Source organism: Janthinobacterium sp. J1-1, assembly GCF_030944405.1.
Classification (GTDB): domain Bacteria; phylum Pseudomonadota; class Gammaproteobacteria; order Burkholderiales; family Burkholderiaceae_D; genus Janthinobacterium.
In genome coordinates, this window is record NZ_CP132339.1 from 4,623,494 (window position 1) to 4,649,252 (window position 25,759).

The 25,759-nt window shown below is 62.5% G+C and carries 25 protein-coding genes; 12 read left to right on the forward strand and 13 right to left on the reverse strand.

Going from position 1 to position 25,759, the window contains the following annotated elements:
* Positions 1–2,502, forward strand: a complete 2,502-nt coding sequence (locus tag Q8L25_RS21070; RefSeq protein WP_308921248.1) for a response regulator — start codon at positions 1–3, stop codon at positions 2,500–2,502.
* Here the strand turns inward: Q8L25_RS21070 and Q8L25_RS21075 are convergent.
* Positions 2,499–4,940, reverse strand: coding sequence for a response regulator (locus Q8L25_RS21075; RefSeq protein ID WP_308921249.1), 2,442 nt, complete (start codon positions 4,938–4,940; stop codon positions 2,499–2,501). The two genes, Q8L25_RS21070 and Q8L25_RS21075, sit on opposite strands and share 4 nt — an antisense overlap.
* A 165-nt stretch (positions 4,941–5,105) precedes the next feature.
* Between Q8L25_RS21075 and Q8L25_RS21080 the strand changes: the two genes are divergently transcribed.
* The 3 genes from Q8L25_RS21080 to Q8L25_RS21090 are packed head-to-tail and all read left to right on the forward strand — an operon-like array spanning position 5,106 to position 6,657.
* Positions 5,106–6,011: an alpha/beta hydrolase gene (locus Q8L25_RS21080; RefSeq protein WP_308921250.1), complete on the forward strand. Its 906-nt coding sequence runs from the start codon at positions 5,106–5,108 to the stop codon at positions 6,009–6,011.
* Positions 6,008–6,226, forward strand: a complete 219-nt coding sequence (locus Q8L25_RS21085; RefSeq protein WP_308921251.1) for a hypothetical protein — start codon at positions 6,008–6,010, stop codon at positions 6,224–6,226. The genes Q8L25_RS21080 and Q8L25_RS21085 overlap by 4 nt, the downstream gene beginning before the upstream one ends.
* Entirely contained in the window at positions 6,223–6,657 is a 435-nt protein-coding gene (locus Q8L25_RS21090; protein ID WP_308921252.1) for a DUF6678 family protein, read from the forward strand. Before Q8L25_RS21085 ends, Q8L25_RS21090 begins: the two co-directional genes overlap by 4 nt.
* Before the next feature lie 225 nt (positions 6,658–6,882).
* Here Q8L25_RS21090 and Q8L25_RS21095 read toward each other — a convergent pair whose 3' ends face one another.
* Entirely contained in the window at positions 6,883–7,392 is a 510-nt protein-coding gene (locus tag Q8L25_RS21095) for an SRPBCC domain-containing protein (RefSeq protein ID WP_308921253.1), read from the reverse strand.
* A gap of 131 nt (positions 7,393–7,523) precedes the next feature.
* Here Q8L25_RS21095 and Q8L25_RS21100 point away from each other — a divergent pair, with 131 nt between their 5' ends.
* The 4 genes from Q8L25_RS21100 to Q8L25_RS21115 are packed head-to-tail and all read left to right on the forward strand — an operon-like array spanning position 7,524 to position 12,153.
* The gene (locus Q8L25_RS21100; protein ID WP_308921254.1) at positions 7,524–7,958 is read left to right on the forward strand and encodes a MarR family transcriptional regulator; all 435 of its coding nucleotides are present in this window, start codon (positions 7,524–7,526) and stop codon (positions 7,956–7,958) included.
* A 59-nt stretch (positions 7,959–8,017) separates the two neighbouring features.
* On the forward strand, positions 8,018–9,523 hold the full coding sequence (locus Q8L25_RS21105) for a DHA2 family efflux MFS transporter permease subunit (RefSeq protein WP_308925770.1): 1,506 nt from the start codon (positions 8,018–8,020) through the stop codon (positions 9,521–9,523).
* A gap of 23 nt (positions 9,524–9,546) precedes the next feature.
* Positions 9,547–10,974, forward strand: a complete 1,428-nt coding sequence (locus tag Q8L25_RS21110; RefSeq protein ID WP_308921255.1) for an efflux transporter outer membrane subunit — start codon at positions 9,547–9,549, stop codon at positions 10,972–10,974.
* Positions 10,975–10,992: 18 nt separating this feature from the next.
* The gene (locus tag Q8L25_RS21115) at positions 10,993–12,153 is read left to right on the forward strand and encodes an HlyD family efflux transporter periplasmic adaptor subunit (RefSeq protein WP_308921256.1); all 1,161 of its coding nucleotides are present in this window, start codon (positions 10,993–10,995) and stop codon (positions 12,151–12,153) included.
* 125 nt (positions 12,154–12,278) lie between these two features.
* Here Q8L25_RS21115 and fusA read toward each other — a convergent pair whose 3' ends face one another.
* Positions 12,279–14,384 carry an elongation factor G gene (gene fusA, locus Q8L25_RS21120; RefSeq protein ID WP_308921257.1) on the reverse strand — a complete coding sequence of 702 codons (2,106 nt, stop codon included), beginning with the start codon at positions 14,382–14,384 and terminating at the stop codon, positions 12,279–12,281.
* A 237-nt stretch (positions 14,385–14,621) separates the two neighbouring features.
* On the opposite strand from fusA, the gene Q8L25_RS21125 reads away from it, so the two are divergent.
* Complete coding sequence (locus Q8L25_RS21125) at positions 14,622–15,740, forward strand: phospholipase A (RefSeq protein WP_308921258.1); 1,119 nt, start codon at positions 14,622–14,624, stop codon at positions 15,738–15,740.
* A 57-nt stretch (positions 15,741–15,797) separates the two neighbouring features.
* On the opposite strand, the gene Q8L25_RS21130 is transcribed toward Q8L25_RS21125, so the two are convergent.
* From Q8L25_RS21130 to mltG, 9 genes are all read right to left on the reverse strand, one after another.
* The gene (locus Q8L25_RS21130) at positions 15,798–15,998 is read right to left on the reverse strand and encodes a hypothetical protein (RefSeq protein ID WP_308921259.1); all 201 of its coding nucleotides are present in this window, start codon (positions 15,996–15,998) and stop codon (positions 15,798–15,800) included.
* Between the two features lie 167 nt (positions 15,999–16,165).
* Entirely contained in the window at positions 16,166–16,414 is a 249-nt protein-coding gene (locus Q8L25_RS21135; RefSeq protein WP_308921260.1) for a hypothetical protein, read from the reverse strand.
* Between the two features lie 100 nt (positions 16,415–16,514).
* Complete coding sequence (locus Q8L25_RS21140; RefSeq protein ID WP_308921261.1) at positions 16,515–17,438, reverse strand: methyltransferase domain-containing protein; 924 nt, start codon at positions 17,436–17,438, stop codon at positions 16,515–16,517.
* Positions 17,439–17,678: 240 nt separating this feature from the next.
* Complete coding sequence (locus Q8L25_RS21145; protein ID WP_308921262.1) at positions 17,679–18,326, reverse strand: ankyrin repeat domain-containing protein; 648 nt, start codon at positions 18,324–18,326, stop codon at positions 17,679–17,681.
* 19 nt (positions 18,327–18,345) lie between these two features.
* Entirely contained in the window at positions 18,346–19,125 is a 780-nt protein-coding gene (locus tag Q8L25_RS21150) for a TatD family hydrolase (protein WP_308921263.1), read from the reverse strand.
* Between the two features lie 237 nt (positions 19,126–19,362).
* Positions 19,363–19,878, reverse strand: coding sequence for an N-acetyltransferase family protein (locus Q8L25_RS21155; protein ID WP_308921264.1), 516 nt, complete (start codon positions 19,876–19,878; stop codon positions 19,363–19,365).
* 35 nt (positions 19,879–19,913) lie between these two features.
* Entirely contained in the window at positions 19,914–20,942 is a 1,029-nt protein-coding gene (locus Q8L25_RS21160; RefSeq protein ID WP_308921265.1) for a DNA polymerase III subunit delta', read from the reverse strand.
* Positions 20,943–20,947: 5 nt separating this feature from the next.
* The gene (gene tmk / locus Q8L25_RS21165; protein ID WP_308921266.1) at positions 20,948–21,589 is read right to left on the reverse strand and encodes a dTMP kinase; all 642 of its coding nucleotides are present in this window, start codon (positions 21,587–21,589) and stop codon (positions 20,948–20,950) included.
* 21 nt (positions 21,590–21,610) lie between these two features.
* A complete protein-coding gene (mltG, locus tag Q8L25_RS21170; protein WP_308921267.1) occupies positions 21,611–22,597 on the reverse strand; it encodes an endolytic transglycosylase MltG in 987 nt (328 codons plus the stop codon).
* A 192-nt stretch (positions 22,598–22,789) separates the two neighbouring features.
* On the opposite strand from mltG, the gene Q8L25_RS21175 reads away from it, so the two are divergent.
* From Q8L25_RS21175 to Q8L25_RS21185, 3 genes are read left to right on the forward strand one after another with little or no spacing between them, the layout of a single operon-like run.
* On the forward strand, positions 22,790–23,866 hold the full coding sequence (locus tag Q8L25_RS21175) for a folate-binding protein (RefSeq protein WP_308921268.1): 1,077 nt from the start codon (positions 22,790–22,792) through the stop codon (positions 23,864–23,866).
* A 7-nt stretch (positions 23,867–23,873) separates the two neighbouring features.
* Complete coding sequence (locus Q8L25_RS21180) at positions 23,874–24,164, forward strand: DUF4936 family protein (protein WP_308921269.1); 291 nt, start codon at positions 23,874–23,876, stop codon at positions 24,162–24,164.
* The gene (locus tag Q8L25_RS21185) at positions 24,155–24,892 is read left to right on the forward strand and encodes an NRDE family protein (RefSeq protein WP_308921270.1); all 738 of its coding nucleotides are present in this window, start codon (positions 24,155–24,157) and stop codon (positions 24,890–24,892) included. Before Q8L25_RS21180 ends, Q8L25_RS21185 begins: the two co-directional genes overlap by 10 nt.
* 33 nt (positions 24,893–24,925) lie before the next feature.
* Here Q8L25_RS21185 and Q8L25_RS21190 read toward each other — a convergent pair whose 3' ends face one another.
* Positions 24,926–25,687 (reverse strand): transporter substrate-binding domain-containing protein, encoded by a 762-nt coding sequence (locus tag Q8L25_RS21190; RefSeq protein WP_308921271.1) that lies wholly within the window; start codon positions 25,685–25,687, stop codon positions 24,926–24,928.
* Between the last annotated feature and the right edge of the window lie 72 nt (positions 25,688–25,759).

Genomic DNA, 25,759 nt, shown 5'->3' on the forward strand with positions numbered 1-25,759 from the left:
ATGGCGACCATCCCTGCCCCGGCGCAGTTCCCTGCGCAGTTCCATGATTTCCTGTTGCGGCTGGACCGCAGCCTGCGCCAGCTGGAAGATACCGGCGAAATCCTCTCCGTCTCGGCGCGGCTGCTGGGCCAGCAATTGCAAGCCCAGCAAGTGGCCTGCTTCGATATCGGCCAGCAGTTGCGCTATGCCACCTTGCAACATGCCTGGAGCGACGGCCTGGCGCCCGGCGCGGCCGGCGAATATTTCCTCGGTGAATACGCCGCCGGCCTGGCGGCCGAGCTTGAAGCGGACCGCCCGGTGGCGGTCGACGATGTGAGCGGCGACCCGCGCACGGCCGCGCCAGGCGCCCTGGCCACCTTCGCGCGGCTGGGCATCCAGGCCTTTTTGAATATTCCCATCGTCAAGGACGGCCGGCTGGCGGCCTTGTTCGTGGTGCACAGCCGCGCGCCGCGCGCCTGGCAGGCGGTCGAGATCGCGCTGGCCGTGCAGGCGGCCGAACGCATCTGGGCCAGCTTGCTGCGCGCCCAGGCCCAGGCCCAGCTGCGTGCCCTGAACGCCGACATGGAACGGCAAGTGGCCGAGCGCACGCGCGAATTCGGCCTGACCTGGCGCATCAGCCCCGATTTGCTGGGCGTGCTGAACCTGGAAGGCCGCTTCGAGCATCTCAATCCCGCCTGGGAAACCACCCTGGGCTGGTCCGAGCAGGAAGTGCGCAACATGGCCTTCATGAGTTTGATCCACCCTGACGACCGCGACGCCACCCTGGCGGTCTGGCAAGCGCTGCTGCAGGGCCAGCCCGCGCTGCGCTTTGAAAACCGCTACCGCGACAAGGCCGGCGGCTGGCACTGGCTGCAATGGGTGGCGGTGCCGGAAAATGGCAAGATCTATTGCAGCGCGCGCGACATCAGCGAAGAAAAGGACGCCGCGCAAGCCTTGCGCGCGGCCCAGGAATCGCTCGACCATAGCGTTTCAGCGCTGCTGCAATCGCAAAAGCTCGAAGCGCTGGGCAAGCTGACCGGTGGCGTGGCGCATGATTTCAACAATGTGTTGCAGATTATCTCGGGCAATCTGCAACTGCTGCAAATTACGGTGGGCAGCGATCCGCAGGCGGCCAAGCGCATCGCCAGTTCCAGCGCCGCCGTCGAACGGGGCGCCAAGCTGTCGGCGCAATTGCTGGCCTTTGCCCGCCGCCAGCCCCTGAAACCGCTGGTCACCGACCTGAAGGCGCTGCTGCGTTCGACCGAAGACCTGCTGCGGCGCGCCGTCGGCGAGACGGTCGACACGCAGGTGCATGTCGCCGGCGACGCCTGGCAGGCGCTGGTCGACCCGAACCAGCTGGAAAACGTGATCCTGAACCTGGCCATCAATGCGCGCGACGCGATGGATGGCCGCGGCAAGCTGACGGTGTCGCTCTTCAATTGTGCGCTCGACGGCACGGAAGACCTGGCGGCCGGGCAATACGTGCAGCTGTCCATCAGCGACACGGGCAGCGGCATCGCGCCGGAGCTGATCGACAAGATCTTCGAACCGTTCTTTACCACCAAGAAAGAAGGCGAAGGCTCGGGCCTGGGCTTGTCGATGGCCTATGGTTTCCTGAAGCAAAGCGGCGGCCACCTGCGCGTCGAAAGCACGCTCGGCGCGGGAACCACCTTCCGCATCTACCTGCCGCGCTCGCTCGACGGCGTGACGGAACTGCCTTTGCAACTGACGGGGCCAGTGCTGGGCGGCAAGGAAACCATTTTGGTGGTGGAAGACGATCCGCACGTGCAAACCACCGTGGTCGACATGTTGCACGGCCTGGGCTATAGCGTGCTGAAGGCGTCCGATGGCCAGGGCGCGCTGAACATCGTCGCCGGCGGCGTGCCGGTCGACCTGCTGTTTACCGACGTGGTAATGCCCGGCCCCGTGGCCAGCACGGAACTGGCGCGCCAGGCACGGCAGCTGCTGCCCGAACTGGCCGTGCTGTTTACCTCGGGTTATACGCAGGACGCCATCATGCATGGCGGGCGGCTCGATGCGGGCGTGGAGTTGCTGAGCAAACCCTACAGGCGCGAAGACCTGGCGCGGCGCATCCGCCATCTGCTGGCCAACCGCCAGCATGTGGCCCGCCTGCAGCAGGAACTGGAGCAACCATCGCCCCCCGCCACCGTGCGGACAGGCGGACGCAGCATTTTGCTGGTGGAAGACAACGACGACGCGCGCGCCATGACCAGCGAATTGCTGGACATGCTGGGCCATGACGTGACGGCGGTGGGATCGGCCGAAGAAGCGCTGCCGCTGCTGGCCATGCAGGGCCTGGAAATCTTGCTCACCGATATCAGCTTGCCGCGCATGTCAGGCACCGAGCTGGCCATGCTGGCGGCCAGGGACCATCCGCACCTGCAAGTGGTGTTTTCCACCGGCCACGCGCCGGCCAATTCCGGCGTGCAAGATCCGTCGGCCCGCTTCCTGCTCAAGCCGTTTTCGGTGGAGCAGTTGCAGCAAGCCTTGCAGGCAGACTAGGAACGTTTCAGCGCGGCGGCCAGCTCTTCCAGGCCGAACGGTTTTTGCAGGAAACGCGCCTGGCGGCCATGCGCCAGGCTGGCCGCCCAGCCGTGGCCGGACGCGAAAATCACCTCCAGCTGCGGCGCTTCGGCGCGCGCGCGGCGCGCCAGTTCCAGGCCGGACATGGCGGGCAGGCTGATATCGGTCAGCAATATCTCCAGGTCAGGCAGCGATAACAGCGGCAAGGCTTCCTCGGCGCTGGCCGCGCCATGCACCGTATGGCCCAGCATATTGAGCATTTCCATGCTCATCTCGCGCGCGTCGTCATTGTCTTCCACCAGCAGGATGCGGCGCCCCGACGGATCGGGTGCGCCGGGCAAGCGCCGGTCCGCCAGCAGATGGCGGATGCGCCGCGCCAGGTCTTCGCGCCGGTACGGTTTGCTGAGCAACTCGACGCTGGGTGCCAGCCGCCCGCCCTGCATGATGGCGTTATAGGTATAGCCCGAAGTAAACAGCACGGCCAGCCCCGGCAGCAGCAGTTTCGCCTGGCTCGCCAGTTCGGTGCTGTCGACCGGACCGGGCATGACCACGTCGGTAAACAGCAGGTCGACCCTGGCGCCGGCCTGCAATTGCCGCAGCGCACTGTCGCCATCGTGGGCGTGCAATACTTCATAGCCCAGGCCGCGCAGCATGTCGACCACCGTGTTGCGCACGGCCGCATCGTCCTCCACCACCAGGATGGTCTCGGCGCCACCGAGCACCGGGCCGGCGCGCCACTGCGGCAGGTCGGCCAGCGGTTCGAGCGAGCGCGGCAGGTAGATCTTGAAGGTGGTGCCGGCGCCGGGCGCGCTTTGCACGCGGATATGGCCGCCGCTCTGGCGGATAAAGCCATACGCCATGGAAAGCCCCAGGCCGGTGCCCTCGCCTTCTTTCTTGGTGGTAAAGAAGGGCTCGAAGATCTGCTCGATCACGGCCGCCTCCATGCCATGGCCCGTGTCGGTAATCGTCAGCAAGACGTGTTGGCCGGGTAGCGCATCGGCATGGCCGGCCGTCGCGGCCTGATCCAGGGTAACGTTACTGAGGGAAAAGGTCAGGCGGCCGCCCTGTTCCATCGCGTCGCGCGCATTGATGGCCATGTTCAGCAGCACGTTTTCCATCTGGTTCGGGTCGACCAGCACATGCCACAGTCCCACGCTGACAAAGGTTTCCTCGAAAATCAGTTCGCCCAGCGCGCGCCGTATCAATTCCTGCATGCTGACGAGCAAATGGCCGAGATTGGTGGCCAGCGGGCGCAAAGGTTGGCGGCGGGCAAACGCCAGCAGTTGCAAGGACAGCTTGGCGCCCCGTTCGACGGCGGAGGCGGCCGAATCGAGACGGCTGGCCGCCTGCGGATTGCCGGCCACGGTCAGTTTCAGCAGTTGCAGATTGCCCGAGATAATTTGCAGCACATTATTGAAGTCATGCGCCACGCCACCGGTCAGCTTGCCGATCGATTCGAGCTTTTGCGCCTGCAGCAAGGCTTGCTCGCTGCGCAGCAGGGCCAGGCGCGCCTCTTTCTCGTCGGTCACGTCGCGCCCGACGGCATGGATCAGCTGCTCGGCCGGCACGGCGGTCCAGGCGATGCTGCGGTATTCGCCGTCACCACACCGGTAGCGGTTTTCCATACGCAAGGTGGTGGCGCCGCCAGCCAGTTTTGCCAGGTCCTGCAAGGTGGCCGCGCGGTCGTCCGGATGCACCAGGCTGATGAAGTCCATGCCCAAGGCATCGCTTTCCGCGCGCGCGAGGATGCTGGTCCAGGCCGGATTGACGGCAATGATCACGCCGCGCAAATCGGCCACCAGCATGATATCGGTGGCCAGGCGCCACATGCGGTCGCGCTCGGCCGTGCGCTGCACCATGCGGTTTTCCAGCGCGGCATGATGGCCGGCCAGTTTTTCCAGCCGGCCCCGTTCGATCACGTGCGAGATGCAGCGGGCCGCCACGCTCATGCGGTCGATATCGGCCTGGGTCGGGTGGCGCGCCACCTGGGAAAACTGCCCCAGTACGCCCAGCACATGGCCACGCGCGCCAAACACGGGCGCGACCCAGCAGGCGCGATAGCCATGCAGCATCGCTTCCTTGCGCCCGGCGCTCCAGCCCGGCTCGCGCACGATATCGCCGCAATACACGGGCGCGCCCGTAAACGCCGCCGCGCCAAAGGGCGAAGGATGCGGCCCGTCGTCATCGTGCCGCAAGGCCAGCTGCAAGTCGTCCGGCAAGCTGGGGGCGCACAGGCCGCAAAAGCGGTCGGCCTCGTCAATGAGCGCGACGCAGCCATGCAACTCGTCGCCACTGTCATCGCCTTGCAGCGCCAGCAACAACTGCGCCAGCGCGTCTTCCAGGACCGCACCAGCCGCAACAGAGCCAAGCGCCCTGTGTTCCGCGTCCAGCAAGTGAAGTATGTCGTGTGCGTGCACCGTATCCGTAAGGCTGAGATTGAAGCTGGAATATACCACGGAGCAAAGTTTCTTAGAATGCAATACAGAACACTGTTTTTAAAAAAGGCGACCTGCAAGCAGGTTTTTGCACCATGGCCGCCATGCTAGAGTGTTGCTTTCCTTTTATCTGCCGGAAGCCGCCTGATGACCTTGCCCTCCTCCCTGATCGCCACCGCCCTGCTGGCCGCAGCACAAGGCGCCGTCGCCGCCCCCATGACCTTGGACAACTACCTGGCCCTGAACGGCCCGCAAGCAACGGCGCAGATCGTCTATGGCCCGGCCTCCTCGCAGTACGCCCAGCTGTTCCGGCCCAGCGGTGCGGGCCCGTTCCCGGTGGTGGTGCTGGTGCATGGCGGCTGCTGGACAGTCCAGTTCGGCGGCATCAAGCAGATGCGCAACGTCGCCAACGCCCTCAGCAGCCAGGGCATTGCCGTCTGGAACGTCGAATACCGCCGAGTCGACGAAGAAGGCGGCGGCTACCCCGGCACCTACCAGGACATGCATGCCGCGCTCGACAGCCTGCAACACCACGCCAGCCAGTATCAACTCGACACCAGCCGCATCGTCGCCATGGGCCACTCGGCCGGTGGTCAGCTGGTGCAATGGATTGCAGGAAGAGCAAAACTTCCCAAGACCAGCCCCCTGTACCAGGAGAAATTCCTGCCGATCAACAACATCATCAGCCTGGGCGGCCTGGCCGACCTGCGCCACGAAGAAAAGCTGATCAAAAGCAGCTGCGACCGCGACATCCCCCAGCTGGCAGGCAGCGCCAGCACTGACCGCCCCGACATCTACAGCGACACCAACGCCGCCGACCTGATCCCCAACGGCACGCGTACCGTCCTGATCACCGGCGAGCTCGACACCATCTCCCCCCCGCGCGTGGCACATGATTACGCAGCGAAAGCCGTGAAGGCCGGCGACCATGCGGAGGTGCTGATTTTACCGGGAGCCAGTCATTACGACGAGATCGCGGCGACGTCGCCGGCGTGGAAGATGGTTTTGCCGGTGATCAAACAGATGCTGGGCCTGCAGGGCGACAGCCTATGAAATCCCTGAAATTCAATATCTTCGGCACCCTGATCGCGGTGACAGGTTCTCCCGGCGCATGGCGTGCTTTTTATCCGGGTGCCGATGGAAAGCGCCGGCCAGCCGACTTTATCGTGCCGGACCACGTCGAGGAACATGATCTGTGCGAATACCTCGCCGACCTGTTCCATGAAGAAGCGACACCGCGCAACAACACGGCAAGTCAGATAGCATGAATCAACTGCCCACCGCCGGCAGCGGCCACGACGATGCCATCCGCAAGAAAATCGACGCCGCCGTCTCGAACAGAAACCTGTCGCGCGCCGCGAACAATACGAAGTGGGATGAGCTGATCCACCATTTCCGCCAGCGCGAAGACTGGTGGCCGTCCTACCGCTATAAAGCAGTGACCGGCTTTATCTCCGGCTGGGACGTGGAGTGGCTCTACCACCTGCCGTTCCCGTTCGCCCTGGTCGAATGGTTCGATATCGGCTTGAAAGAACTGGAACCGTCCAAAGGCATGCTGCTGCCACGCACCTATATCGACCATACGGAAGAAATATCCGGCGTGGTCAGGAAAATCGGACTGGAATTCGAGGTGCACGGGGATGTGTTGAGGATCTGGGGGTATTTGCCGAAGTCCCATGACGACTTTCCGCCGGTATAGACGTAGAGACAAAGAAAAACACAAACCAAGCATACAGATAAAGTACGAATCGGCCCAAGCCTCAAGCCAGGGCTTCCCGGGCCAAGCGGGCCTGAAAAATGCCGAGGGCAAGGCGCGGCGACGAAGACAGTACGCATGTACGGCAAGGAGCCGCAACGCAGCCATCGGCATTTTCTCAGGTTCGCGTCTCCGGCCCGCTTTTTTAAAGCTTGTAAAGCAACTCACTCACTGGACACGTGCAAGATACGCTGCCAACTGAGCGAAGGTGGCACCAAATCCTTGCCTCATCGACTCATGCCCCTCCTTGAACGTCGCATGCTCCTGCTCGGAAGCCTCATGCGGCACCGACCGTAGCGTCATCGTCGTCTTGCCACCCTCCTCGGACAACGTCATCGTGTTATGCGCCTTGAGTGGCCAAGTGGCGCTAACCGGATGCGGCACCACATTCCCCTCCCGATCCGCAAACGACAAGATGGAAACAATCTTCTCCGGCGCCTCGATCGCATGATAGGTAAATTTGCCCCACATCTCATAGCCATTGTCGGCCCGCATGCCGTAGTGAAAAATGCCTCCCGGCTTGAGTTCCAGCGCCAGCACGCTGAGCTCGAACCCCACCGGCCCCCACCATTGGGCCAGGCGCTCCGGTTCGACCCAGGACTGGAACACCAGTTCGCGTGGGGCGTCAAACGTGTGGGTAATCACAAAATCGCTGCTGCCCTGCTCTGCTGTAGTCATGACTGTACTCCCGATAAAATGGACCAACCCTGAATGTAGCAGCGTCTGGAAAAATCATAAAGCCCTGCACGTTCAGCATTTCCTAGTGGTAAAATAATAGTTAGACACCTAACCATTAGACGACTTATCTTATGATTTCTATTGAAGAACGCTTCTCCGCCGCGCTCCACAAGACGGCGCGCGGCTGGCGCCATGCGATCGACCGGCGACTGAAAGACCTGGACCTGGGGCAAGCGAGCTGGATGTGCATCGCCATGATCGCCAAATCGCCCCAGCCGCCGTCGCAAAGCGAGCTGGCCCATCAGCTGGGGGTGGAGAACCCGACCATGGTGTCAATGCTGGACCGGCTCGTGAAATCCGGCTTCGTGCAGCGCCAGCCATCGGAACTCGATCGGCGCGTCAAGCTGGTGGTGCTGACCGATGCGGGCATGCAAGTGTATGAAACGGTGCGCAAGGAAGCGGACAGTTTCCGCAAGGAGCTGCTGCAGGGTATAGCTGCGGAGCAGCTGCTGGCCGCCACCGAATTGCTGGAAGCCTTGCAGGCGGCCACGGAGAAGTCGGCGTGAGTTCCATCACCGCAGCATCTCCCCTTCCAGCCTCGGAGGACCCCACGCTGAACCGGCGCATGATCACGATCTCGATCATGCTCGCCACCATCATCCAGGCGCTCGACGGCACCATCGCCAACGTGGCCCTGCCGCACATGCAGGGCAGCTTGTCCGCCTCGCAAGACCAGATCACCTGGGTGCTGACCTCGTTTATCGTGGCGGCCGCGATTGCCACGCCGTTGACCGGCTGGCTGTGCGACCGCTTTGGCCAGAAGAAAACCTTTCTCGTCTCCGTAGCCGGTTTTACGATCGCCTCCGTGCTGTGCGGCCTGTCCGGCACTTTGTCCGAAATCGTTGCCGCCCGCCTGCTGCAGGGCGTATTCGGCGCGGCGCTGGTGCCGCTGTCGCAAGCCGTGCTGCTGGACATCAATCCGCGCGAAAAGCACGGCTCGGCCATGGCCATCTGGGGCATGGGCGTGATGATCGGCCCTATCCTGGGCCCCACCTTGGGTGGCTGGCTGACGGACAGCTATAGCTGGCGCTGGGTCTTCTTCATCAATATCCCGATCGGCGCGATGGCCTTCTATGGCATCTGGCGCTATATCCGCAAGGACCCGCCGAACCGCCGCATGAATTTCGACATGTTCGGCTTTGCCACCCTCAGCCTGTCGATCGGCGCGCTGCAGATGCTGCTGGACCGGGGCGAGCAGAATGACTGGTTTTCGTCGACCGAAACGTGGATCGAGGCCATCGTGCTGGCCATGAGTTTGTGTTATTTCATCGCCCATACGGCCTTGCGTCCGGCCGGCAAGTCCTTCCTCGACTACCGGCTGCTGAAAAACTCGAACTATGTCAGCGGCCTGCTGTTCATCTTTATCGTCGGCCTGGTGCTGTTCGCTACCCGTGCGCTGACGCCGTCGATGCTGCAGGGGCTGATGAATTACCCGGCCGCGATTGCCGGCCTGGTGACGGCGCCCAGCGGCCTGGGCACCATGATGGCGATGCTGATCGTCGGCAAGCTCACCGGCAAGGTCGATACGCGCGTGCTGCTGGGCGTGGGGTTTTCGATCACGGCCTTTTCGCTGTGGCAGATGGCCAATTTCACCCTGGACCTGGTGCCGAAGACCGTGGTGTGGAACGGCATTATCCAGGGCATCGGCCTGGGCCTGGTGTTCGTGCCGCTGAGCGCAGCCACCTTTGCCACCCTGTCGCCGCAGATGCGGGCGGAAGGCACGGCCATCTACAGCCTGGTGCGCAATATCGGCAGCAGTATCGGCATTGCGCTGGTGCAGACTTTACTGGTGCGTAATACGCAGATCGCCCATGCGTCGCTGACCGAACACATCAATATCGCCAACCCGGCCCTGCACGACCCGGCGGTCGCCAGCGTGTTCGACTTGTCATCCGGTGCGGGAATGGCGGCCCTGAATGGCGAGATCAACCGGCAGGCGTCGATGATCGCCTACCTCGATGATTTCTGGCTGATGATGTGGCTGACCATCCTGGTGCTGCCACTGCTGCTGCTGATCAAGCCACCGAAGAAAAACGCGCCCGTCGTGGTCGACCACGCGGCGATGGAGTAACCATCATGTCCAGGAAACCAACCATGAAGCTTTCCCTTGTTGTGCTTGCGCTGGCCCTGGCCGGCTGCGCCAGCATTCCGCCAGACACCCATGTATTGCCGCAGCAGGATCTGGCGACAAAGCAGCTGGCGTCCGATATCCACCTGGCCAGCGAAGGCTGGCCGGCCGCCCAGTGGTGGCGCCAGTTCCAGGACAGTCAACTCGACGGCCTGATCGAACAGGCGCTGTCCGCCAGCCCCAGCCTGGACGTGGCCAATACCCGCATCGGCTCGGCCTTGTCCGCTTTCGACTACCAGCATGCGGACCGCGACCCGCGCGTGGACGTCAACGCCAGCATCAACCGCCAGCGCTATTCGGCCCATGGCCTGACGCCCGCGCCGATCGGCGGCAATTACTACAACGAGGCGGCCGTCACGGTGCAAGCCCATTACGACCTCGACTGGTGGGGCAAGCACAAGGCGCAGATCGCGTCGGCCCTCGGTGAAGTCAACGCGCGCCGCGCCGAGTATGCGATGGCCGAACAGATGCTGGCGGCCGAAATCGCCCGCCATTACTTCAGCATGCAAAACAGCTGGGCCCGCATGGACAATCTGCATGCGCTGGTGGCCTTGCAGCAAGCCCTGGTGACGGACAAGGAAAAGCGCATCGCCAACGGCCTGGGGGTCAACGACGACCATCTGTCCGCGCAAACGCGCTTGAGCCTGATCGAGCAGCAGATCGCCTTGCTGGAAACCCAGATCGTTACCGAACGCGAAGCGCTGCGGGCGCTGCTCGGTGCGGACGGCACGGCGCTGGCCAGCCTGCAATTGCGCGAAGCGCAAGCCTTGCCGCATATGCTGCCCGGCAAGCTGGGCATGGAGCTGCTGGCGCGCCGGCCCGACCTGCAGGCGGCACGCTGGCGGGTGGAAGCGTCGCTGAACCGCATCGAAGCGTCGCAGGCCGCGTTCCACCCCGATATCGACCTGGGCGCATCGTTCGGCCTCGATGCGATCCGGCTCGGCAAGCTGCTCGAAGCCGGCAGCCGCACCCTGTTCGTCGGTCCGGCTTTATCTCTGCCGCTGTTCGACAGCGGCCGCCTGCAGGCGCAGTTGAATGGCGCGCGCAGCGAACGCAATGAGCTGATCGCCGACTATAACCAGAACGTGTTCAATGTGGTGCGTGACGTGGCCCAGGCCGGCGCCAGGATCCAGGGCGTGGAAAACCAGCTGCGCCTGCAGGGCGAGAGCCTGCGCGCCAGCGAGGCGCAGCTGCGCAATGCCAACGCCCGCTTGAAACAAGGCCTGGCCGACCGCGCCACCGTGCTCAATGCGGAAATGACCGTGCGCGGCCAGGTGGACCTGGGCATGCAATTGCAGAACCAGCGCCAGAACGCGGAAATCAACCTGAACGTGGCACTGGGCGGCGGCTACCGCGGCGCCAGCGATTTTGCTTCCACAACAACTACCAAATAATCCATCAGAGAACCGACCATGAGCACCGACAACAATATCGCTACTGAAAACCCCGGCAAGCGCAAGACCGTGCTGATCGCCATTACTGCAGCCTTCGTGCTGGCCGGCCTGGGCTGGGCCGTGTATTACAACCTGGTGTGGTCCAAAGAGGAAGTCACCGACAACGCCTATGTGGGCGGCAACCTGGTGACCCTGTCGGCCCAGGTGACGGGCAATGTCGATGAAATCCGCGCCGACGAAACGCAGATGGTAAAAGCCGGCGCGCCGCTGATTACCCTGAACGCCATCGATGCGGACCTGGCCCTGCGCCAGGCCGAAGCGCGGCTGGGCAATATCGTGCGCCAGGAGCGTGAGCGCTATTCCAGCGTGGCGCAATACGACGCCGTGATCGAGCAGCGCCGCCTGGCCTTGAGCACGGCCCAGGGCAATCTGTCGCGCCGCGCGCCGCTGGCGCTTGACCACACGATTTCCGGCGAAGACCTGGCCCATGCGAAACAGGCGGTCGACGATGCGAAAGCGGCCCTGATCGTTGCCCAGCGCCAGGCCGAGTCCGCCAAGGCCGGCGTGGCCGGCGTGAGCCTGGCCAGCCATCCGGCCGTATTGTCCGCCAAGGGCGACGTGGTGCAAGCCTGGCTGGCCGTGCGCCGCAATGCCGTGATTGCCCCGGTCTCGGGTTACGTGGCCAAGCGCAGCGTGCAGCTGGGCAGCCATGTCACGCCCGGCACGCCGCTGATGTCGATCGTGCCGCTGGACCAGCTGTGGATTGACGCCAATTTCAAGGAATCGGAATTGCGTAATATCCGCATCGGACAACGCGCCACGATAGAAACCGATCTGTACGGCAGCAAGGTGGTGTATCACGGCAAGGTGCTGGGCATGTCGGCCGGCACCGGCAGCGCATTTTCCCTGTTGCCGGCACAGAATGCCACCGGCAACTGGATCAAGGTGGTGCAACGCGTGCCGGTGCGCATCACCCTGGACCCGAAAGAACTGGCCGCCCATCCGCTGCGCATCGGCCTGTCCACCACCGTGACCGTGGACACCAGTCACGCGGAAGGCGCGACCCTGGACCAGCCGATGGTGGCGTCGGCCTTGTACACCACCAGGGCATTGAGCCAGCCGGTGGCGGATGCGGAGAAGATTGCCGATACGATTATTGCGCAGAATTTGGCGCATTAAGCACCAGCGTGATAAAACCGTAAGTCGGATTAGGTGGGGCCGCCGAGGCCAAAGGCCGTAATCCACAACATTGTTGGCCGAGGCCGGTGGTGTTGTCGGATTACGCGCTTGCGCGCTAATCCGACCTACCTGGTTTTTCCTGCGGCTACTTGGTCAAGAATATGCTTCGGCACGGCCGCATAATGCTTGAACTCCATGGTATAGGTCGCCCTGCCCTGCGTCAGCGAACGCAGGGTGGTGGAGTAGCCGAACATCTCGGCCAGCGGCACCAGCGCGCGCACGATGCGGCCCGAACCGCCGGGGATATCGTCGACGCCCTGCACCATGCCGCGCCGCGCCGTCAGGTCGCCCATCACATTGCCCATGAAGTCTTCCGGCGTTTCCGCCTCGACCTGCATCATCGGTTCCAGCAACACGGGCGCGGCCTTGCGCATGCCGTCCTTGAAGGCAATCGAGCCGGCCATGCGGAACGCGTTTTCGTTCGAGTCGACGTCGTGGTAGGAACCGAAAGTCAGGGTGGCTTTCACGTCGACCACCGGGTAGCCGGCCAGAACGCCTGATTTCAGGGTTTCAATGATGCCCTTGTCGACGGCGGGTATGAATTCGCGCGGCACCACGCCGCCCTTGATGGCGTCGACAAACTGGTAGCCGGTGCCCGGTTCCAAAGGTTCGAGTTTCAAGACCACGTGGCCGTACTGGCCGCGTCCGCCCGACTGCTTGACGAACTTGCCTTCGATATCCTCGACCATGCGCGTGATGGTTTCGCGGTAGGCCACCTGCGGCTTGCCCACATTGGCTTCGACGCCGAATTCGCGCCGCATGCGGTCGACCAGGATCTCCAGGTGCAGCTCGCCCATGCCCGACATGATGGTCTGGCCCGATTCCTCGTCCGTATGCACGCGGAAGGATGGGTCCTCCTGCGCCAGCCGGTTCAGGGCGATGCCCATCTTTTCCTGGTCGGGCTTGGTTTTCGGCTCCACCGCCTGCGAAATGACGGGTTCCGGGAAAATCATTTTTTCCAGCACGATGATATGGTCGATCGCGCACAGGGTGTCCCCGGTGGTCACTGCTTTCAGGCCGACGGCGGCGGCGATGTCGCCCGCATACACTTCCTTGATTTCCTTGCGTTCATTCGCATGCATCTGCAGGATGCGGCCCAGCCGCTCGCGCGCGCTCTTGGTGGGGTTGTACACCATGTCGCCCGAGTTGACCACGCCGGAATACACGCGGAAAAACGTCAGCTGGCCGACGAAGGGGTCGGTCATGATCTTGAAGGCCAGCGCCGAAAAATGTTCGTTGTCGGCCGGGTGGCGTTCCACTTCGTTGTCGTGCTCGTCATGGCCCATGATGGGCGGCACTTCGACGGGCGACGGCAGGTAGTCGATCACCGCGTCCAGCATGGCCTGCACGCCCTTGTTCTTGAAAGCGCTGCCGCACAGCATGGGCACGATTTCATTGCGGATGGTGCGCGCGCGCAAGGCCTGCTTGAGTTCGTCTTCGGAAAATGCCCCGCCGTCCAGGTAGCGCTCGGTAAATGCGGGCGTTGCCTCGGCCGCCTGCTCCACCAGCTTGTCGTGCCATTCCTGCGCCTGGCCTTGCAGCTCGGCCGGAATATCGCCATACGTGAACTGCACGCCCTGGCTGGCGTCGTCCCAGGTAATCGCACGCATTTTTACCAGATCGATCACGCCCGTAAAATGGTCTTCGGCGCCGATCGGCAGCTGGATCGGTACCGCCACGCCTTTCAGGCGGTCGCGGATCTGCTGGCGCACGCGTAAAAAGTCCGCGCCGACCCGGTCCATCTTGTTGATGAAGGCGATGCGCGGCACATGGTATTTGTTGGCCTGGCGCCAGACCGTTTCCGATTGCGGCTGCACCCCGCCGACGGCGTCATACACCATCACGGCGCCGTCGAGCACGCGCATCGAACGTTCCACCTCGATCGTGAAGTCCACATGGCCGGGCGTGTCGATGATATTGATGCGGTGTTCGGGGAAGTTGCCGGCCATGCCTTTCCAGAAGGCGGTGGTGGCGGCCGAGGTGATGGTGATGCCCCGCTCCTGTTCCTGCTCCATCCAGTCCATGGTGGCCGCGCCATTGTGCACTTCGCCGATCTTGTGATTGACGCCCGTATAGAACAGGATGCGCTCGGTGGTGGTGGTCTTGCCGGCATCGATATGGGCGCTGATGCCGATATTGCGGTAGCGTTCGATGGGGGTTCTGCGGGTCATCACACTCTCCTTGCCAGGGCCGGGAAAATCAACGATGCGGATCTTTCAGTGTAGCAGACAAGGCCCACAAGCATGCAAGCGGCCAAGTGTTTACCATGCGTACAACACACCATGGGGTGCGCACGCCAGCGGGCCGGAATAAACGGGGCTTTCAGATATACTTTCCGGTGAATAAGATTAACAAAGTTTAATCTAGATCAAAACGCGCTGCATTCACCGACCTGTCCCTTTAGCCCTATGAAAATCGATCCAAGAAAAATAATTATTTGCACGCTGCTGGCCTCGCCAGCCTTTGCCATGGCCGGCGAACTGGAACAACAAATGCAGCGTTGCGCCGTGCTCGGCGACGCCAGCGCCCGCCTGGGCTGCTTCGACGTGCTGGCCAAGGCCGTGGAAGAAGCGACCATCGCCACCGGCGGCAATGCGCATGCCACCGGCGCCACCCTGGCCGTGGCGGGCGCCGCCACGCCAAGCACGGCGGCCAATCCGGCCGGCGTGGCCACCCCGGAAGCCGTCAATGCGGCCGTGCCCGCCGTCGCCCAGACTGGCGCGGCGCCACCGGAGGCGCCGATTTCGCGCGTGACGCAGTTGTGGGAGCTGGACGATCCATCGAAGCGCGGCATGTTCAATATCCGCCCGCACCGCGACAATTATTTGTTGCTGGCCAATTACAGCAACGCCTCGAACGACCAGCCGTTCAAGGAATTCACGCCGGGCGGCGTCGAGACCCAGCACGTGGAACTGACGTACCAGCTGAGTTTCAAGATGAAGATGCTGGAGGATATCGCCTCCACGCCGATCGACCTGTGGTTCGGCTATACCCAGCAAAGTTTCTGGCAGGCGTATAACCGCAAGGCGTCGAGCCCGTTCCGCGAGACCAACTACCAGCCGGAAATGATGCTGGTGATGCCGATCAACAAGCGCTTTGCCGGCGTGGATTTCCGCTATGCCAACCTGGGCTTTGTGCACCAGTCGAATGGCCAGACTTCGACCCTGTCGCGCAGCTGGAACCGCGTGTATGCGGAACTGGGCATGGAACGCGACAACCTTGCCGTCACGGCGCGCTACTGGAAGCGTCTGGACAACAGCAAGTCGGACAATGACAATATCGACATCATCGACTACATGGGCCACGGCGACGTGCGCGTCAGCTACCGCAACGACGGCCATGAATTCTCGGCCACCTTGCGCCGCAACTTCAGCAAGAACCATGGCTCGGTGCAGGCAGGCTGGGCTTTCCCGGTGAAAGCCAACCTGAAAGGCTATCTGCAGCTGTTTTCCGGTTACGGCCAGAGCCTGATCGATTACAACTATTCGCAGAAGTCGATCGGCGGCGGTTTCCTGGTCGATTTCTGATCAATTTACACAATGCAAAAATGGCGCCGACGGCGCCATTTTTTATGCAAGACAAGATCAGCGGCGGCTACCGCCACCCAGCACCCGCGCCGGCAGCATCACGATGGCGCGCAGCAATTCGAATACGCCTTCGACGCCGATGCCGATCAGGCGGAACGGCAGCAGGATCAGCCAGGCCAGCGGATACAGCACGAGGGCCAGCAAGGCCAGCGGCCAGCACACGATCAACAGCAGCAGCCACAGCACGAATCCAAGCATTGTCGTCTCCCGAAATAAATGTGCGGAGCAAGCCGCGCTTGCCCCGCTACCGAGACACCACTATAAAAACATGCTGGCGTTGCGGCAACGGCAATGCGACGGAATGCAGGCTGGCGCGACGGGAGGAAGAAAAACGGGAATGGACGGCGGCCGCTGGTTGTCCGGGCCTATTGCCCGACGCAGATCACTTTGGTGACGTATTCGTGGGCGTTGGGCTTTTTACTGGTGGCCCATTTGATGGCCTGGTTGGCTTCGGTAATCGTCATGACGGTCGCCTTGTCCTTTGATTTGATAAAGGATACGCCCTCGAAGACGCCTTCCTTGCTGCGCATGACCTTGGCAAATACGGGCGGCCTGGTTTCACCGTCGCTGATTTTGTTTTGCTGTACGAGGTAGCGCTGATCGATCTGTTCCATAGTAATAAAGCTGTCCGGTGGGTAAAACACGGAATATACCCTGAATGGCGCAACGCCGCAGGAGGAAATGCTGCGGCGTTGCCATCGTCACAATGCAGCGTCAGGCGTAGACGACCGTCTGCGGGGCCGGCTGCAGGTTGACGTCGTACAGCACCTGCACGTTCATCGAGGCCTCCAGCGAAGGAATCGAGCCGCCGGCGCGGTACTGGAAGCTCACTTGCAGCACGTCGCCCGCCTTCACCGTCATGGCCTGCGGCAATGGCAGGCACATATAGTGATTCAGCCAGTCGATGGTGGTCGAACGCTCGGGCACCACCGCCAGGATATTCTTGGTCACGAAACGCAGGGCGTTCAAGGTACCGCTGCGCTCGACGACAAACTTGCCGTCAAAGCCGAACAAGGTGTCGGTCGGCTGCGTAAAATCGATGATGCTGTAGACGGCCGGCGGCGCCAGTTCCAGCACGCCAGGGTGGATCGCCGTGGTTTCCTGGAATTGCACGATCGGCGCATAAAAACCTTCGAAATCGTATTCCTGCTGCATCGGCTGCACCGCCATGATCACCGCTTCCGGCACAAACAGCGGCAGCGGTCCGCCAAAGCGGGCCAGGTAGCGGCGCTTGAACGATTCGATCACTTCCACCTGCTTTTCGCGCAGCATGCCGACATGGATCATCTCGCAGATGACGACGTCGACCGGCTCGGGCGGCAGGTACTCGAAGGCGTCGGCATGCACGACTTCGACTTTTTCGCCATTGGCGTTGAGGGCGAGCATCTTGCGCGCTTCCTTGACCATGTCCGGATTGAACTCCACGCACCAGACCTTGTCGGCCTTGGCTGCCGCGAAGCACGACAGCACGCCGGTGCCGCCGCCCAGTTCCAGCACCTTCATGCCCGGCTTGACCGCATAATCGATGGCCGACTTGAAGCCATGCATGCGGTTCTGGTCCATCAGCATATTGTGATGGTAATGCACGGGGATGAATTGCCCCAGATAACAACTCTCGATCTCGCGTTCATTCAGCATGGGTGTCCTCATGGGGGCTGGTTCCGTGTTCGGTTCGATTTTGTCGTTCCAGAAAGCAGTGACATCGCATGGGCTGCGTGCGGGCCGGCGGCAAAACAGCCGGCGCCTGGCGTAAAAGGGACTGCCCATTGCGTGACTCCTGATTAATGCGACACAGGCATTATCGTCAATCAGGATCAAACACCATCGGCGGAGATGAGGGGGAATTCCGTGCCAGTTCGGAAATGGTTGCCGGCCGCTTCAGTTGCGGCGGCCGCGTTCCTGTTGGAACTTGTCGATAATCGCGGCCACGCCTGGCTTGTCGGCCGCCAGCGCAAACTGGGCCGCGGTCCAGCCGTGACTGCTTTTCAAGGTGGGATCGGCGCCCGAGGCCAGCAGCAGTTTGACGGCCTCCTCCTGCCCTTCGCGGGCGGCAAACATCAGCGGCGTGATATTGGTCGGCGCATAGGCATCGACCTTGGCGCCACGTTGCAGGAATACTTGCATGATGGGTATATCACCGGCCGAGGCCGCATAGTGCAGCGCCGTCCAGCCGCTCTGGTTGACCTTGGCGCCCTTGGCCAGCAAGGCATCCACTGCTTCGCGCTTGTGCTTGTAAGCGGCCATCATCAACGCCGTATTGCCATTCGCCGAGCGCGCTTCCAGGTCGATGCCAGGGGTTTCCAGCAGCACCTTGAACACCTTGTCGGCGTCGTCGCGCAATGCAATCACCAGCGCGATATCGCCGCGCTGCTCATCGGGCAGGTTGGGATTCATGCCCTCATACAACATCTTGCGCACGCCACCCGCATTGTCGATCGACACGGCGCGGAAGAAACTGACCGGATCGGGCGCGGCCAGCACCGCGGTGGAAACGCACAACAAGGCGGAAGCCACCATATGACGCATGAGAGTTTGCATGAGGACTTTACGCTACCTGGTTGAAAAGCTTGAAGAAGTTGCTAGTCGTCTGCTCGGCAACCTGGGCCAGCGGGATGCCTTTCAGCGACGACAGATATTCCGCCACATGGGCAACATAGCCCGGTTCATTCATGCGGCCGCGAAACGGCACCGGCGCCAGGTAGGGCGAATCGGTCTCGATCAGAATCCGATCCAGCGGCACTTCCAGGGCGACGGCCTGCAGGTCTTTTGCGCTCTTGAAGGTGACAATGCCGGAAAACGAAATATAGAACCCCATGTCGATCGCCGCTTTCGCCACCTCCAGCGACTCCGTAAAGCAATGCATGACGCCGGCCACGCCGCCGGCCGCCACGCCGGCACCTTCTTCGCGCATGATGCGGATGGTGTCCTCGCTGGCCGCTCTTGTGTGAATAATCAAGGGCTTGCGCGTGATTCTTGAAGCTTTGATGTGAGTACGAAAGCGCTCGCGCTGCCACTCCAGGTCGCCGGTCAGGCGGAAATAATCGAGCCCGGTCTCGCCGATGGCAATGATTTTCGGATGATCGGCCAAGCGCACCAGGTCTTCGACGGACGGCTCCGGAGTGTCCTCGTAATCGGGATGGACGCCGACCGAAGCGAAAATATGCGGATACTGTTCCGCCAGGGCAAGCACCTGCGGAAAATCGGGCAAGTCGACCGACACGCACAAGGCATGCGTCACCTTGTTCTCGGCCATTTTGGCCAGAATTTCAGGCATGCGAGCAGCCAGCTCGGGGAAATTGATATGGCAGTGGGAATCGATATACATAAGAGGAATTGTACCGGACGCAGACAAACAGCGTGGAAGATGACACGGCGGAAGACGCCAACCCAGACGCAAGCAACAGCAAAAGTCGCCAGCCAAGGCGCCTCGGGCCAAGCGAGCCTGAAAAATGTCGAGGGCAAGGCGCGGCGACGAAGACAGTACGCATGGTCGGCGAGGAAGCCGCAACGCCGCCATCGGCATTTTCTCGGGCTCGCGTCTCCGGCCCGCCGTTTTTAAAATCTAAGCAACACGTTTGCCCAGAATAATCAGATCGCGTTCGACACCATCAAGATTCGCCACCTTGGGCAAATTCGCCCAAACCTCAAAGCCAAACTTGCGGAACAAACCCAGCGACGGCGCATTATGCCCAAAAATAAACCCCAGCACCGTATGCACGCCAACAGAGGGCGCATGCGCGATGGCTTGCGTCAGTCCGTAAGCGCCGATCCCCTTGCCGCGCGCCTCCGGCGCAATATAGACGGACAACTCCGCCGTCCCCGAATACGCGGGCCGGCCGTAAAAATTCGAGTACGACAACCAGCCCAGGACAGCAGGCGAAGCGGAATCATCAGTAGAAGACTCAATAATCCACAGCGGCCGGCGCTCCGGCGTATGGTCGTGAAACCACGCCAGGCGCGACTCCACCGTGACCGGCTCCGTATCGGCCGTCACTTCGCGTGAAGCAATCGTGGTGTTATAGATGGCGACGATGGCAGGCAGGTCGTCGATGGTGGCAATGCGATGGCGATAGTTCATGTGTTATATAAGATAGTGAATGCAACTATTTGATTTTATTGACAGCTTGCCGCATAGTCGAGCAGCATGTCTTCCAGAAACAGCTTGGGCGACAGCGGATGGTCGGCAATCGCGCGCCGCTCGTTGGCGGCCTTGATGGCAGCCATCAGGCGGCTGACATTGATGCGCGCAGCCAATGCCTCCAGCTCGCGCCGGTGGCGCGGATAGTAGCGGATGGTGCCGGCCAGCTTCATTGAAAACACGTCATACAGCCAGCGCTGCAAGGACGCCACCAGCGGCGCCAAGGGCGACTTCTGCAGCTTGTCGGCCGCTTTCAACGCCGCCTCCACGCCCGGATGGGCCAGCACTTGCAGCAGTTGTTCGGTTTCCTCGCGGCCACCCGATTCGGACTGGGCCAGCGCCGCCAATGGCGCGCCGCCCTGCTCGCGCAGCCAGCTGTCGGCGTCATTCAGACCCTGGGTTTTCAGCCAGGCCAGCGCCTGTTCATGGCTGGGCATGGGCAGGGCGAACTTGCGGCAACGCGACAGAATGGTCGGCAGCAGACGGTCCAGGCTGTTCGACGCCAGCAGGAACAAGGTGCCCGGCGGCGGCTCCTCCAGGGTTTTCAGCAAGGCGTTCGAGGCCGGCGTATTGAGCGCCTCGGCCGGATACAGCACCACCACGCGCAAGCCCTGGCGGTGGGTCGAGATGTTCATGAAGTCGGCCAGGTTGCGGATCTGCTCGATCTTGATGTCTTTCGACGGCGTCCTGGTCTTGGCGCTTTTCTTGGCGGTTTCCTCGCCTTCGCCGTCCTCAGGCACGTCGTCTTCCAGCGCTTCCGGGCGCACGCGGCGGTAGTCGGGATGGTTGCCCTGCACAAACCAGCCGCAGGAAGCGCAAGCGCCGCAGGCATGGCCGTCGGCGCGCACGTCTTCGCACAGCAGGGCCTGGGCGAAATGTTCGATAAAGTCGGCCTTGCCGATGCCTTGCGCGCCATGGAACAGGATGGCGTGCGGCATGCGCGGGCGCAAGGCTTGCAATTGCCGCCAGGCGTCCTGCTGCCAAGGATAGAGTGAATTGGTCATCTCAATCAACCACTTACGGAATTAGTCTCAAGCAAAACATCAAGCAGCTTTGCCAGTTCGACTTGAATATCGGCGATGCTTTGCGTGGAATCGATGATGCGGAAACGCTGCGGAAACTCGGCCGCGCGGCGCAGGTATTCATTGCGCGTGGCGGCGAAAAAGTCGGCTTGCTCCTGCTCGAACTTGTCGAGCGACCGCGTGGCGTCCAGGCGGGCGCGGGCCACGGCCAGCGGCACGTCGAACAGGAACGTCAGGTCCGGCTGCAACTGCGGGTGGACCCAGGCTTCCAGCGCCTCCATCTTGCGCAAGTCCATGCCGCGCCCGCCGCCCTGATAGGCAAAGCTGGCGTCGGTAAAACGGTCGGAAATGACCCACTCGCCACGCGCCAGGGCGGGCGCGATCACTTGCGCGATATGTTCACGGCGGCTGGCAAACATCAGCAGGGCTTCCGTTTCCAGGTGCATTTTTTCATGCAGCAGCAGTTCGCGCAGCTTTTCGCCCAGGCTGGTGCCGCCCGGTTCGCGCGACGAGACCAGTGTCACGCCGCGCTGGCGCAGGTAATCGGCGACAAAGCCGATATGGGTCGACTTGCCCGCGCCATCGATACCTTCGAAGGTGATAAAACGGGCGGTAGATGTTTGAGTCATGAAGCAACTTATCTTGAAATGTTAACGCTGGTATTTGTTCACGGCGCGGTTATGGTCGGGCAAGTTATTCGAAAACTCGCTGGTGCCATTACCGCGCGCGACGAAATACAGGGCTTGGGTACGGGCCGGCGCCAGCGCGGCCGTCAGCGACTGGGCGCCGGGCAAGGCGATCGGCGTGGGCGGCAAGCCGCCGCGCGTATAGGTATTGTACGGGGTGTCCGCTTCCAGGTCGCGCTTGCGGATCTTGCCCTGGTAGGCATCGCCCATGCCGTAGATGACGGTCGGGTCGGTCTGCAGCAGCATGCCGGTCTTCAGGCGGTTGACAAACACGCCGGCGATCATGGCGCGCTCGGACTTTTGCCCGGTTTCCTTTTCCACGATGGAGGCCATGATCAAGGCCTCATATGGGTTCTTGTACGGCAAGGCCGGATCGCGCTTGTCCCATGCTTCCGACAGGCGGGCGATCATCGCCACATGCGCCTGCTTGAAGATCTGCATCTCGCTGGCGCCCTTGGCGAACAAATACGTGTCCGGGAAGAACAGGCCTTCGGGCTGCGGATATTCGGGGCTGATCTTGGCCATCAGCTCGCGGTCGCTCAATTGCTCGGTATCGTGCTTGAGGCCCGGGTGGCTGGCCATGATCTGGCGCATCTGCCTGAAGGTCCAGCCTTCGATGATGGTCAGCGACTCCTGCGCAAATTCGCCACGCGCCAGTTGCGTGATCAGGCGCTGCGGCGAGGTGCCGGGCTTGAGTTCATACGAGCCCGCCTTGATCTTCGAGGTCTTGCCCTCGATGCGGGCCAGCAGGTTGAATAGCAAGGGCTCGATCGGGATGCCGGCGTCGGCAATCTGCTGGCCGGCCGCGTGGGCGCCGCTGCCAGGCATGATGGCGAACGGGATCACCTCGCCTTCGGTGGTGATGGGCTGCTGGGCCCAGTACACAAAGGTGGCGCCGGCGCCGATGGCGGCGATGACGGTACAGACTACCAGTTTTTTAAAGAAAGCCATTGTTCCAATTCTTGTGATGCGCATCAGACTAGGGTAAAGGCCGGACGCGCTGACCATGATCATTCATTTGTGAATAAAACCCGCTGAAAGCGCCGCTAACTGGACGATTCTGTCCGCTGCCGACGCGTTTGACGCGACATCACTATAATGAACCCGTAATCATAATGCTTAATTGCTGATCTAATGGAAATTATGAATAACTGGAATCAATTTTTACTGGCGCAAGGCGCCCGCAGTGCCGATACCGGTACCGCCGACATTGCCGATTTTGGCACCGCCTTGAGCGTGGCCCAATTGCAGGACGGCTTCGTGGCGCCGGTCACCGACCAGGGCCTGATCGGCGTAAACGGCGACGATGCCGCCAGCTTCCTGCACAGCCAGCTGACCAATGATGTGGAACACTTGAACCAGGAGCAAGTGCGCCTGGCCGGCTATTGCACGCCGAAAGGCCGGCTGCTGGCGAGCTTTTTGATGTGGAGAAACGCCACCACCGTCTACCTGCAGCTGTCGCGCGGCATCCAGGCGCCTGTCCAGAAGCGCTTGCAGATGTTCGTGCTGCGGGCCAAGGCCAAGCTGCATGACGCCAGCGGCGACGAGGCCAACCAGGTGATCCTGGGCCTGGGCGGCAAGCATGCCTCCGCCGTGCTGCCGCAATGGTTCGACAGCCTGCCGGCCACGCCGTTCAGCAAGGTCGAAGGCAATGCGGGCACCTTGCTGCGCGTGGCCGATGCGTTTGGCCTGCCGCGCTACCAGTGGCTCACTTCCGCCGCCAACGCCGAAGCCATCTGGCCGCAACTGACCGAAAAACTGGCCAAGGGCGGCAACGATGCCTGGCATTTGTCGGAAATCCATGCCGGCGTGCCGCAGATCAGCCAGGCGACACAAGAGCAGTTCGTGCCGCAGATGGTCAATTTTGAATTGCTGGGCGGCGTCAATTTCAAGAAGGGCTGCTACCCGGGCCAGGAAATCGTCGCGCGCAGCCAGTACCTTGGCAAGCTCAAGCGCCGTACCACGCTGGTCAGCATCGACGATGCGCAGGCCAGGGCGGGGAGCGAGCTGTTTGCCGTCAGCGACCCGCAGCAGCCTTGCGGCATGATCGTCAACGCGGCCGCCAATGGCGCCGGCGGCGTCGATGCGCTGGTGGAAATGAAGCTGGCGGCCATCGAAGAAGGCGGCAGTACGCCAGGCGCCGTCAGGCTCGGTTCCGCCGAGGGCGCCGCCGTGCGCTTCCTGGCCATGCCGTATGTGCTCGACGCACTCGACCTGTGAGGACGCCATGAAAGACTTGTATATCTATTACCAGGTAAAAGAAGAGCATGCGCAGGCGCTGGAAGCGCGCGTGCGTTCCTTGCAGGCAAAACTGGCGGCCGGCTCGGGCGTCTCGCCCCAGCTGAAACGCCGCCCGGAAAGCCGCGACGGCCTGCAGACGTGGATGGAAATCTACCCGGTGGTCGGCGAAGGCTTTGCCGAACAGCTGGCGGCCGCCGCCGACGAGGCCGGCTTGCTGAGCCTGACGGCAGGCGGGCGCCACGTGGAAACCTTCATGGACTTGCCCCCATGTGCCTGATCGTTTTTGCCTGGAAAGTCAATCCGCACGTACCGCTGATTGCCGCCGCCAACCGCGACGAATTCTATGAACGCGCCAGCGCCCCGGCCGGCAGCTGGCCGGAACACCCGCAAGTGTATGCGGGCCGCGACCTGCAGGCCGGCGGCAGCTGGATGGGCATCACGCAAATGGCGGCAGGCGCCTCGCGCTTTGCGGCCATCACGAATATCCGCAGTCCGCAGGACCACCGCGCCGATGCCCCCTCGCGCGGCGCGCTGGTGGCCGACTACCTGGCCGGCTCCATGTCGGCGCACGATTATGTCTCGCAGATCCGTCCCGGCTGCGCCGCCTACAACGGTTTCAACCTGGTGCTGGGCGACGCCGAGACCCTGATCTGGTTTTCCAACCGCGGCGACGGCGACCCGCGCAACGGCCAGCCACTGGAACCGGGCATCTACGGCCTGTCGAACGCTCTGCTCGACGCGCCCTGGCCCAAGGTGCTGAAAACCAAGGCCCAGTTCGCCAGCCTGATGTGCCTGGGCGCGCCGGACGACGCGTATTTCGAGATGCTGGCCGACACCACCCGCGCACCGGACTTCCGCCTGCCGGACACGGGCGTGCCGCTGGACCTGGAACGGGTCCTGTCGGCCGTCTGCATCGAGACGCCGGGCTACGGCACCCGCACCTCGACGGTGGTCAAGCTGTTCCCGGACGCGCCGGGCGAGCTGCACGAGCTGCTGATCCAGTAAGGAGCCGGCAAGGATCAGGTAAAGGTCCGATAACTACAGTGGCGTCACCTGGTAGCGCGCGCCCAGTTCGCGCAGGAAAGGCGTGCCGCGCAGCTGCTGGTACTGGCCGCGCAGCGCTTCCACCGTGGCGGCCGGCGTGGCCAGGCTGGCCGCCAGGTAGTAGTCGGAATCGTCCGACAGCAAGATGGTGCGCTTGAGTGCGCTTTCCGGCACGCCGGCCTTGGCGCACAGGCCACGGATGGAAAAGGGATTGCCGGCAATCAGGTCGACCCGTCCCACCAGCAATTTCCTCATGCTCGACAGTTCGCTATTGGCCAGGTCCAGCCGCCCCGCACGCGCCAGGCCCAGCGCCGTGAGCTGGGTTTGCGCCACATCGTCGCGGTTCACTGCGGTCCTGTAGCGCGCCAGGTCGGCCAGCGTGCGCACATTGATGTCGTTGCGCTTGCTCAACTGGTACAGATACACCTGCCGCCGGGCCAGCGGCGCGATCCACTGGAACTGCTTTTCGCGCTCGGCGGTCCTGGCCATGCTGAAAATCAGCACATTCGGCAGTTGCTGGGCCATGCGGTAGGCGCGCGCCCACGGGTAGGACGCCATCGCGTAATCATGGCCGCCACGCCCCAGCAGCTCGCGCACCAGCTCCACGCTGTAGCCGGTCAGCTTGCCCTGCTCGAAAAAATTGAAGGGTTCAAACTCTTCCGTCACCACGCTCAGCTTCGCCCGGGCCAGCACCGGCCGCTCCCCGGCCCAGGCCGGCAGCCACAGTGTCGCCAGGCATAGCGCGATGCTTCCCATACCCCGTCTTCTTGCCCGCATCGCCCTGTCGTTCCCTATCAATAAAGTCATTCGATGACCGCGCCTCGCACA